At 70.3% G+C, this 10,618-nt stretch carries 9 protein-coding genes and 3 pseudogenes; 4 read left to right on the top strand and 8 right to left on the bottom strand.

The window, feature by feature from the left end; genetic code table 11:
- Positions 1–226: 226 nt before the first annotated feature.
- Positions 227–577: an ANTAR domain-containing protein gene (locus ACZ60X_RS10600; protein WP_469595918.1), complete on the top strand. Its 351-nt coding sequence runs from the start codon at positions 227–229 to the stop codon at positions 575–577.
- A gap of 54 nt (positions 578–631) precedes the next feature.
- On the opposite strand, the pseudogene ACZ60X_RS10605 reads toward ACZ60X_RS10600, so the two are convergent.
- From ACZ60X_RS10605 to ACZ60X_RS10625, 5 genes and pseudogenes are all read right to left on the bottom strand, one after another.
- Positions 632–791 (bottom strand): annotated as a pseudogene (locus tag ACZ60X_RS10605) (IS5/IS1182 family transposase); the annotation flags it as partial.
- A 333-nt stretch (positions 792–1,124) separates the two neighbouring features.
- Positions 1,125–1,646 carry an SbtR family transcriptional regulator gene (locus ACZ60X_RS10610; RefSeq protein ID WP_469595921.1) on the bottom strand — a complete coding sequence of 174 codons (522 nt, stop codon included), beginning with the start codon at positions 1,644–1,646 and terminating at the stop codon, positions 1,125–1,127.
- Positions 1,647–1,675: 29 nt separating this feature from the next.
- Positions 1,676–3,877: an MMPL family transporter gene (locus ACZ60X_RS10615; protein ID WP_469595923.1), complete on the bottom strand. Its 2,202-nt coding sequence runs from the start codon at positions 3,875–3,877 to the stop codon at positions 1,676–1,678.
- Between the two features lie 581 nt (positions 3,878–4,458).
- On the bottom strand, positions 4,459–4,638 hold the full coding sequence (locus ACZ60X_RS10620; RefSeq protein ID WP_469595926.1) for a hypothetical protein: 180 nt from the start codon (positions 4,636–4,638) through the stop codon (positions 4,459–4,461).
- A gap of 1,121 nt (positions 4,639–5,759) precedes the next feature.
- Positions 5,760–6,191 (bottom strand): annotated as a pseudogene (locus tag ACZ60X_RS10625) (NF041680 family putative transposase); the annotation flags it as partial.
- A gap of 431 nt (positions 6,192–6,622) precedes the next feature.
- Between ACZ60X_RS10625 and ACZ60X_RS10630 the strand changes: the two are divergent.
- Positions 6,623–6,805, top strand: a complete 183-nt coding sequence (locus ACZ60X_RS10630; protein WP_469595928.1) for a hypothetical protein — start codon at positions 6,623–6,625, stop codon at positions 6,803–6,805.
- Positions 6,802–7,365 (top strand): VanZ family protein, encoded by a 564-nt coding sequence (locus ACZ60X_RS10635; RefSeq protein WP_469595930.1) that lies wholly within the window; start codon positions 6,802–6,804, stop codon positions 7,363–7,365. Before ACZ60X_RS10630 ends, ACZ60X_RS10635 begins: the two co-directional genes overlap by 4 nt.
- Before the next feature lie 503 nt (positions 7,366–7,868).
- Here ACZ60X_RS10635 and ACZ60X_RS10640 read toward each other — a convergent pair.
- From ACZ60X_RS10640 to ACZ60X_RS10650, 3 genes and pseudogenes are all read right to left on the bottom strand, one after another.
- Positions 7,869–8,044: pseudogene (locus ACZ60X_RS10640) on the bottom strand (transposase); the annotation flags it as partial.
- 124 nt (positions 8,045–8,168) lie between these two features.
- Entirely contained in the window at positions 8,169–9,335 is a 1,167-nt protein-coding gene (locus ACZ60X_RS10645; RefSeq protein WP_469595932.1) for an oxygenase MpaB family protein, read from the bottom strand.
- A 378-nt stretch (positions 9,336–9,713) separates the two neighbouring features.
- Positions 9,714–10,469, bottom strand: coding sequence for a PP2C family protein-serine/threonine phosphatase (locus ACZ60X_RS10650; protein WP_469596016.1), 756 nt, complete (start codon positions 10,467–10,469; stop codon positions 9,714–9,716).
- Here ACZ60X_RS10650 and ACZ60X_RS10655 point away from each other — a divergent pair.
- Positions 10,416–10,618 (top strand): hypothetical protein (locus ACZ60X_RS10655; protein ID WP_469596035.1); only part of this gene is annotated, 203 nt, incomplete at its 3' end. The genes ACZ60X_RS10650 and ACZ60X_RS10655 overlap by 54 nt on opposite strands.

Genomic DNA, 10,618 nt, shown 5'->3' on the forward strand with positions numbered 1-10,618 from the left:
GCAATACCGCCATGTGGCTTCAGCCGGTATCACCGCTGACCGTGGGGCTACCCGCCGCGAGCGGGGTTGGAAAAGCCGGCCTGCGCTGAGCTCTCTGAGCTGAGGCTCGAAGCTCAGCTCTTTCCAGCCATAGTGCTGTGACGTTCCCCGGGCGCAGGGATGTCGAGATGGAAAGAGGGGCAGGCGCACATGCGTCCCTGCCCCGCTGACACCCATGGTGATACGCATGGCCTCACCCGCGCTCCCCGGCGGAGAACCCCGCGCTGGTCCCCGCGTCGACGGCCTCGCGCAGGAGGTCGAGCAGCTGCGGATGGAGGTCGAACGGCTGCGGGCGGAGAAGGCACAGCTGCAGCGGGCGGTTGTCTCGCACGCGGTGGTGGATCAGGCCATCGGGGTCCTCGTGATGATGGCGAAGATCAGCCCGCATGACGGCTTCCCCGTGCTGCGGGAGGTCTCCCAGCACACCAACACCAAGCTGTCCTCGATCGCCGAGCAGGTCATCAAGCACGCGCAGGGCGCCGCTCTGCCCGAACCGGTCGTGGACGAATTCCACGCTGCCCTCGCCCGCAGGACGTGACGTAGGCGGCTGGAGCGGGGCGCGGGTCGAGACTGTGGACGACCGGCGTCCCCGTTCGGGCTTCCGCTCGTAGCGCCAATGGAGCCGACGGCACCCGGACAGCCACGACATGGTCCGCTCGGCCACCGCAACGATGGCGGCCGAGGAGGGCTGAGTTCTCGACCCCGCGGCGTGCGATTCGCGGGACGACGCCGCGGTTCCGCAGGTGGTCGTAGCGTGCGGTGCCACCGTGCCCGCCCCCGGCCGATTACCGAGGACACCGCTCCGGAGAAGATCGCCGCCGCTCTCGACCGCGTGGTCCTCGCGGGCCGCGCGGGATGTTCTCTTCCAGTCATCGGGGCTGCTGGGAGTGCGCCTGCACGGTGTAGGCGTGGGAGCCGAAGTCCGCTGGAACCGACTGCTGTTGGTCGGCTCGGACGAGGACGACTGAGGGCCCCGGCGGCACGCGACGCAGGGCCCCTCACCAGGTGCACGCAGGAAGTCGCCCTTGTTCTGCCGGACGGAACCGCGAGCTTGCGGGCGATCTCGGCGAGGGGAGGGGCCCCGCTCACTTCCCCCTGCCGCCCTTCGCGGCCTCGGGTGTGATGATGTCCCGGCTCGCGCGGAGCATCGCCTGGTACAGCGCGGCGTCCTCCGGCGGGTCGGGCAGCGGGCCGCGGGCGGGGGCCCCGAAGGACTGGATCATCCACGCCACAAGGCGGCGCCAGGCGTCAGGGGCCGCGTCGCCGGTGGCGGCCAGGACGCCGGCGTTGGCCATGAGCAGCAGGACGAGGTCCCGGCTGGTGAAGTCCTCACGCAGCTGTCCGCTGTCCTTGGCGCGGGCGATGAGTTCCAGGAAGCCCTGATATGCCTCGGCGCGACACGCCTCCAAGGCCTCGGCGCCGGGGAAGCTCATGGTCAAAACGTCGGCGAAACCGCGGTCGGCAGCCTGCATCGCGCAGACCGTCTCGATGTAGCCGGTGAAGCCACTCCACGGGTCGGGGTCGGCGAGCGCCTCAGCGGTGGCGCGCACGTAGGCGTCCATCCGGTCCGCGAAGACCGCGGCGAGCAGTTCCTCCGCGCCTTCCACAGCCCGGCGCGTGCTCGCGGCGGACGACGTCAGCGGCCGATTCCGGCCGTCTCCGGCTCACGGCCGGGACCGATCCGCTGCGCCGGCTCCTGCGCGGGGCCCTCCACCGAGATACGGGGAAGCGCCCGGTCCAGCGAGCGGGGCAGCCACCAGTTGGCGCGTCCGCACAGGTGCATGAGCGCCGGTACGACGACCATGCGGACCAGCAGGGCGTCGAGCGCGACGGCCACCGCGAGACTCACGCCGAACTCGGAGATCACCCGCATACCACCGAACACGAAGGAGCCGAAGACGCAGACCATGATGGTGGCGGCGACGGCGATCACCTTGCCGGTCTCGGCCTGGCCGACCCGCACGGCGCGGTGGTCGTCCCCGGTGCGGGCCCACTCCTCGCGCATCCGGCTGACCAGGAACACCTGGTAGTCCATGGACAGGCCGAACATGATGCCGACGACGAGGATGGGCACGAACGACTCGATCGGTCCGGCGGCGCCGAGCCCGAGGAGCGAGGTGCCGAAGCCGTACTGGAAGACGACGACGATCGCCCCGAAGGCCACGCCGACGCTGAGGATGTTCAGCAGCGCGCCGAGCGCGGGGATGAGCAGGCTGCGGAAGGCGACCGTGAGCAGCAGGAAGCCGAGGGCAGCGATCACGAGCACGAACAGCGGCAGCTTGCCCAGCAGTACAGAGGCGAAGTCGTCGTCACTTGCCGTGGGGCCGCCGACGTAGACCTTCATCGAAGTGCCCTGCTCGGCCGGCGGGATGACGTGCGAGCGCAAGTGGTCGATCAGGTCGGACGTTTCCGCCGACTGCGGGGAGGTCTTCGGTACGACGGAGATCACACCGACCTTCTGCCCGCCCTTCATGGGGGCGGCGCTGACGCCGTCGACGCCGTCGACGTGCTCGATCGTGCTCGCCAGCTTGGCCTCGGCTGCCTTGTCGGCGGCGGTGGGCGCCTCGACGGCGAGGACGAGCGGGCCGTTGAAACCGGGCCCGAAACCCTTCGCGATCATGTCGTACGCCTGGCGGTTGGTCGAGGTCGTGGGCAGGTTGCCGTCGTCGGCCGCGCCCAGGCGCAGGGTGAGCGTCGGCAGGGCGAGTGCCGCCAGGACCACGAGGGCGAGCAGACCGAACGTCTTCGGCCGGGCCTGGACCCGCCCGGCCCACCGGCCCCACGGACCCGTCCCCACCTCGGTTCCGTTCTGTGCGCGTTGGCCGGTCAGAGCGCGCCGCTGACGGCGGCTGAGGACCCGCGGGCCGATCAGGCCGAGCAGCGCCGGCAGCAGGGTGATGGCGGCCAGCACGGTCAGGACCACGGTGACGGCGGCGCCGATGGCCATGCCATTGATGATGCCGACGTTCAGGGTGAGCATGCCGAGCAGGGCGACGACGACGGTCAGGCCGGCGAAGACCACCGCACGGCCAGAGGTGTTGAGGGACTTGGCGATCGACTCGCCGACGCCCATGCCCGCCATCAGGTTGGTGCGGTGCCGGTCGACGATGAACAGGGCGTAGTCGATGCCCACGCCGAGGCCGATCAGCGAACCGAGGGTCAAAGTGGTGTCGGACAGGGTGATCACGTGGCTGAGCAGCATCACCGCGATCGCGGAGGTGCCCACGCCCGCGATGGCAGTGATGATGGGCAGCGCCGCCACCCACACCGCCCGGAAGACGAAGAGCAGCACGACGAAGGCGAGCGCGATGCCCATGGCGTCGGCGACCGGGTTCGGTTTGGGGCTGACGGTGAAGGCCTGCCCGTTGAGCGCGATGTGCAGAGATGCCGACTCCGGGGCGGTGGCGAGCTGCTTCACCTGCGCGATCCGGGTGTCGCTGACGCCCTGCTCGAACGAGACGGTGGCGTAGGCCGTCGTACCGTCCCCGCTGATCTGCCGGGCCCCGGTCGCCGTGAACGGGCTGCTCACGGAGGCGACGCCCCCCGGAGCGGTCTCGATCTTCTTCACAGCGTCGGCCATCGGCTGCTCGGCAGCGGAGTCGGTGACCTTGCCGTCCTTGACCTGCCAGACGACCCGGCCGCTCTTGCCCGCCGCGCTGCTGGCGCCCCTCTGCAGCAGGGCCGTGGCCTTGGCGGAGTCGGTGTTCTGCGAGGTCGGGCTGTTGCCGAAGTCGCTGCCGGCCGTGCCGACCGCGGCGCCGAGAGCGACCAGCAGGCTCACCCAGGCCAGGACGACGGCGAGCCGGTGCCTATGGCACCAATGGGCGAGAGGGGACATCGACGAGCCTTTCCAGGGGTATGCCACACGGGCCGGGCCGGCAGCCCCGGCCCGCCCTCACGCTCGCATCCCCCTGGTCTCTCGTCGTTGGCCGAACGCAGACACTCGGGTCTACTGCGATCGCGGTAGACCGATGGCGCCGGAGGAGGCCGCCATCACGGGGGCAGGGCGCGTAGACGCTCCGGCAGTCGCATGCCCCCACAGGTCTCGTGTACGGGTGGGCCGGGGTCGTGGACAGCGCTGTGGCGGATCGCCTGCGCAGGGTCCTGGTTGCGACCGGTGCCCTCCCGTCCCGCGACGAACGGCCCATGCTCTGGAGAAAAGGATCACCACCACGGTCCAGGCCCGCACCGACCTCGCCCAGCGCCGGATCCTGCGCGGCTCCGCGATCTGGCATCACACGCGTCGGCTCTGCCTTCGGGTTGGGCGGCGTCCTCGGCGGCCTGCGAGACGCGCGTGGAAGGAGCGCGTATCTGTCAGCCCCTGCTCCGGAGCCGTCCCGGCCCCGGTGTGATGCACCAGGGCCGGCTTCGCTCCGGCCTCTCTGACCGAAACGGCCGACGCCAGGGCAGAGCGGGGTGTCAGAGGCTGAGCGGCGCGCCGATGATGTTGGTGACATCGCTTTCGAGGTCGCCCAGGGGGTCGGGCGGGGTGCCGGGGCCAAGGGCTTGCGCCTGAGCAGGCGTCGCCAGCGTGATGCACCCCAGGGCAAGGAACGCTGCTGACGCAATGGTGGCGATGACACGGCGGACGGCGTTCATGGCAAACCTCCCGAGCCGGGGCGGCTATCGCCGCACAGATCAGTAGGGAGCCTTCCAACCGCCGACGGACACGCACCCGTTCTTGCTCCCTATGGGTGTGCATGACACCCGGCCGTCTGACTCGATGGGTGCGCGACCACGTGCTCGCCATCGAACCCGCAGCCAAGAGGAGGAACCGTAACGGCCCCGCGCCGGGCACACCCCGAAACGGGGCATGAACTGCGCCGCCGCCCACCGGCACGACGACCGCGGAGGGCGCCTCCGGGTGGCACGCAAGCTGCTGCTGCGAGTGCCGTGCCGACCTCGTCCTTGGCCTGCGCACGTCACTCGGCCGGGTGATGTGGGGTGCGGCCGAATCCTCGATGGGGCAAGGTGCAGCTGTGAGTACGCGGTGACAACCGCGTGATGCCTCGGGTGTCGGGTGCCATGTCACGGGCACCGAGGTCGGTCGGCGCTCATCGGCGGGTTTGCTGCCCGCATCTGCTGCTGCCCCGCTGTCGGTCACGCGGCACACCCGCGGGCCGAGAGCCGAGGCGAACCCCCGGAACGAAGGATGGGCAGCAGGTCAGCAGCCACACCGGCGGTCAAGTCCACCAGGACGGCCGGCACGTGACCGTCACCATCGACGAGTACAAGCGAAAGATCCCCGCACCCAGCTCGGCACGGGTACGGGTCGGCGTCACCGGACCCGTTCTCCCCCACCCACACGGCTTCAAGGTCGACGGCACTTCAGCGGACGTTCCGGCGTACGACACCCCGCCCACCAAGCCCGCCAACCTGCGTGTCACCCGTCAGTCCGGCCGCTTCCGTACAGCTGAGGTGGGACCCGTCGAGCGACCAGGTAGCCGTCATCGGCTACGACCCCGACAGGGGCCGTGGGAGGGCGAGAGGGGGGGAGGGCAACGCAGATCTGCGGCACCGGCAAGCACCGCGCCGAGCCTACCGCCGACCGCGACGACGCCTCCAGGGAGCTGGCCCCCGTCTCTTGGTCCCGTACGTGCTCCGGTGTCGCCTCGTGCCTCGGACATGCCCGGAGGGCTTGACGCCGGTGGTGGCCGCGCAGGCGGTGAGTAGCGCAGCGACACCGACTGTCATGGCGAGGTGCTTTCTCAGAGTCGAAGTCATGGCTGAACGCTGGTTTCGCCCTCAACGAGGTGTGATCGGGCGAGCCCCGGATCGGAGTGAGGAGAACCCTCCCGGCGCGGGGGCTTCAGAAACAAGCTGGGTTTGGGCGCACGGGCCGGACAAGGCAGGTGCGGGCGGAGGTTCCTGAACACTCGGCGGACCGGCGCGAGGGTGAGTTCGGCCTTCTTCCGAGGGCGGCGGCCATCTGCGGCCAGAAGCCGGGTGAGTCGAAGCTGGGTGTGGGCCACAAGGGGACCAGACGGGTCCACCGCTGAGCCGCCTGCGGAGTGCGGAGCTTCGGGCGGCTCCAGCCGAGGGCCCTGCGAGCCTGCGCAGGAACGCTTGCCGGCACATGTCGACGTCTTCGCGAGGCTGGCGGCCGACATCCACAGCCAGACGGGAGGTGCGTCGTGTCCGCCGGGCAGGCGGCCGGCGAGCGGCGCGCCGGCCTCAGGACGGTCGGATCCCGCAGCCGCTCCGGGCCGTCAGCTCGCCGCTATGTGCGCGAGCGACGCAAAAGGGCGCCTTGGCGGTGTCCACAGCTGTACCGGACTCCCGCATGCCGGCGCCGGAGGACGAACAGCAGCCGCTCGTCATCACGCCGACCCGGCTCGCTCTCTCGGCGTTGCGTCGTGGGGCCCGTGCCGCCACCGCCGCCCGGGGCAGTCGGGGGACCGGGCGACGAGCGTGGACGACACGCATGCGGCGCATGTCGGCGGTGCCGGTGAGGCGGGGCGACCAGGGGGGCGAGTTGCGCCGCCGGTGAACCGGCGCGTACGTCAGTTGTCGGATTCCGGCGGCCGGCGGTCTGCCGGTGCCCTCGCTGGGCATCCGCTGAGCAGGAAGGAGGACCGCCGCGATGACGACTTCCGCCAGGCGCTTACCCGGCTGGGCCAAGGCCGTCGCCAAGCTCGTCCTGGTCCTCGCCGCGCTGCGCGCCGGGATCCGGCTGACCGTACCGGTGAGATGCAGGAGAACCGCCCTGGAAACCGGGGAAGTTCACGGCACGCGCAGGGAAGTCCGCCGCTGGAGGCTCGCATGATCCGTACCATCCCCCACCTGCCCGAGGTGTTGCGCCCGTCCAGGAAACAGGGGCCGCCCGAGAAGACCGGGGTGCCGGTCACGCGGCACGCGCTCGCGCTGCCCCTGCGGCTGCTGGCGATGGTGGTCGCCTTCGCGTTCATGGTCGCGTTCGCCGCCGTCCTGGCCCGGATCACGCTGGAGCCCTCCCCGGCCTCGGCGCACCTGACCCACAGCAACCTGCGTCCCGGCAGCTCGCTGCGGGCCTACCTGGAACACGCGCATGCGGCGGACGCGGTGAAGCAGCTCGGCGGGAACGTAGTGCTCGGCGTCCCCTTCGGAGTGCTGGTGCCGGTGCTCGCACCGCGGGCCCGCGGAGTGGTGCCGGTGCTGGCCCTGACGGCACTCGTGATGCTGATGGTGGAACTGGTGCAGGGCGCCCTGATCACGGGCCGCGCCTTCGACATCGACGACGTCCTGCTCAACACCTCCGGAGCGCTGCTCGGCTGGCTGCTGCTGGGGCGTCGGCTCGGCCGGGCAGTGCACCGGCGTGTGACGGCGCCATCCCGTGAGCGTTCCTGAGCGCCGCCGTCCCCACCTCGTGGCGAGAAGCGGCCTGACGTGGCTGGGGTGGCATTGGGCAGTTTCGTCTGGATCGCCCGCTGGTTGAGGGGGCGAAGCCGCCCTCGTCCTCGTCGCCGCGATCGACGGCCCGGCGCTGCCGGAAGGCCGGCCGAACGGGCCGCAGCAGGCGCACGAGATGGACGCCGACAGCGTGAACCGGGAGCTGTCCATCGCGCGCAAGGCAAGCGGCTGGGGGAAGCGCCAGAGCTGCGCGCCGACCGAACCGGGAACGGACGGACGCGGCCGTTCCCGGCGCCCTCGACGACGGCCTTGGAGACTTCCTGTGGCAGCGGGCCGAAGTTCCGTTCTCGACGGACTTCTCAACCCGCCCGCACCTGCTTCTTCGCGGCGGCGTACGGGCGGGGCCGTGGCGCGATGTCCGGCCTGCGCCCATGCGGGCGTGGTGGCGCCGCCGACCGGGCTGAGCAGGGGGTATCGGATGGACGCGGCTCTCGACGAGGGATATGAGCTTGCCGCTTCTTGACGATCTCGGCTCGAACGAGCCGTCCCGGTCCCGGGGCACGGCTGACTCCACCGGCCCCAGGTCCGACAGGACGACCTTGGAGCGTTTGCCGTCGCGGGAGTTGCCGCCGTGCTTGCCCGCCGGATCGTGCTTGTCATAGCCGAGGTGGTCGGTGATCCCGCCTTCCACGGGGGACTGCAGGCCCTCTGCCTGGGCCGGCGCTTAGATTTACCGTCTCCCGCTGACGGCGTCGCTGCGGCCGGCCCCGTTCTGGGACCGGTCGCAATCGGCTGCTCGGTCAGCGGTTGTCGCGGAGTTCCTGGTGCATCTGAGGCTGGTCGTCCTGGTCGTGGGTCAGGGCGTACAGCTCGACCTGGTTGAACGCCTTGGACGTCACACCGAGGATCTCGTCGTACGGGTTGACCCCGACCGCCTTCTTGGCGCTGTCGCCGCCGAGTCCTCCGGCGGTGCTGCTGAAGAGACTGTGCATGGCCGCCGCGGGCTTGGCCGCAAGGTCGACGACGCTGGCGGGGATGCCGGCCATGTCGGCGTACTTGTCCGTGAAGGCCGTACGGACCATGGCGATGAAGGGCTCGTAGAAGCCGGGCGGGAGCATCTTCTCCTCGTAGAACTTCAGCGCCTGGTGCGTCATGAAGGTGCAGTCCTCGCTCGGACTCCACTCACGCTTGCGCTCGGTGCTCCAGATCCGGTCGACCAGGTCGACGTCCTTGGGGACCAGCCACTTCTCGGGGGTGCCGAGGTAGTGGTTGACGTAGTGCCAGGCGTTCACGAAGCCCTGCGCGTCGTCGTGCGTGACGTGGACGCCGAGGTTCTTCATGGCCTGGAGGATCTGCACGCTGAAGACGCAGATGGCGCCGGTGGTGTACTTCTGCGAGACAGGCTCGCCCCACCTGTCGTAGTCCCACTGGCCGCTCTTCTTGTGCAGCTGGCGGACGGAGGCGTGGACCAGGCGCACCTTGGTCACGGTCGCCGCCAGGGTGCCGTTGCGCAGGGCGTCCTTGTCACCCATGCCGATGAACAGGCGGGAGGACTGCGACAGCCGGCGTCCAGGGCCGTCCACGCCGCCCAGACGCCCGGTGGTGCGCAGGGTGTAGGCGCCGGTGGGGGAGAGGTAGGTGCCGATGAGTCCGACGGTGCCCTGCAGCATGGAGGCCACACCGTGGTGGTGGGCGAAGAAGCCCTCCGCCGCCTTGACGTCGGCCTCGTTCCAGCCCGGCGGTTCCTCGGACGCGTCGTGGAGGAACTGCGCCAGCCGCTCGGGCAGGTTGGACAGTTCCTCCATGGGCATGTGCGGCTTGAGTGTTCCGATGGTACGGAACAGGCCGTTGACGCCGTCGACCTCCCTGTTGTCGATGAGGTCGGACACCAGCGCGTCCGCGGCCGGATCGCCCTCCTGGTTCGCGGCTTCCAGCTCGGCTTCCACGGTTTCAGCGGTCAAGGGCACGGCATTGCTCCGTTCTTCGAAGGATGTCAGTTCGCTCTCGCGCCATCAGGCGGGACGGGCGGGCCCCGCCGGTGATCTTTCCCGGTGCCCAACCTGATCGAGACGACCCGGAAGGGGGACACCGCTGCACGCCCCCGGCGCACTACGGGCGTAGACCGCCGCTACCGGTCCAGCGCCGCGTGACCACCGCCCGCTGTCGTGACGGCCGACGGTCCCGCGCCGACTCCGTATGTGAGCACACATCAACGTGTGCGCGGACAAGGGTGCGCAGGAGGAGGGGGGCTCCTTGGGTGGGTCGGTGCGGGGTTCGGTAAGGGCCGGCCCATGCTTGAGACGGGCGAATGCGTGCTGGGCGTGGGCGGTGCGCATGTCGTTGTTTCAGGCTGCGGAGGCCGAGGTCCGCGAGGGCGCCGAGGCCAGTGGCGCGCAGGTGAGCCAGTATGTGGTCGGTGCGGGCTGCGGTGATGTGGTGGCCGCGTCCGGGCCGGGCCGTGGATCCCCGGAGCAGCCGGCCCCTTGTGAACCACACCTACAGCAGCGGCGGCGCCCTGGCCTGCCTGGCCGCCTATGGCGTCCACCATGCGAAGGCCCTGTGTGCCGTCCAGGACCTCTGGCCCCGAGTCCGAGTGCCGGTAAGCGAGTCGGTGGCGTTCCTTCCGTTCCAGTCGGGCCCCGCTTCGGACGGTTCGCCCGAAGCGGACCGTCAGCGCGATCGGGCACCGACGAAATGTGTCGGTGCAGATGGTGCGAGGGGGAGCGTTCGATGATCAGGAAGGCGGCGTCGTCGGTGAGTTGCTCTCCGGTGTGATCGAGCAGGTCGCGGTGAATGTGGTGCAGCAGGGCGTCGGGGCTTGAGGTGGGGAAGGAGGCGACCCGTTCGGCGAGCGGGCAGAAGACTCCGGTCGGAGAGCGCGCTTCGATCACGCCGTCGGTGTAGAGCAGCAGCATGTCGCCCGTTTCCATGGTGAACGGGTCGGTGCGGTCGTTCCGTACGCAGAGGGAACACAGGCCCAACGGCGGTGCGGGCCGACGGGAGTGCAGGACGGTCACCTGGCCACCACGGACCAGCAGGGGCGGCGGATGGCCGCAGTTGAGCATCTCAGCCTGCGGGCCGTGATCGTGGATGTCGAGCACGACAGCGGTGATGAAGTGCTCGTCGGCGTCGGCCGGGTCCAGGTGTGCGTGCCGGTCCAGTGGGGCGCGGAACTGGGCGTACACCTTGACGTGGCCGCCGCTGTTGCGTTGGGCGACGAGGTTCCGGTTCACGCCGTACACGGCCACGG

The organism is Streptomyces sp. NPDC104106, assembly GCF_055584345.1.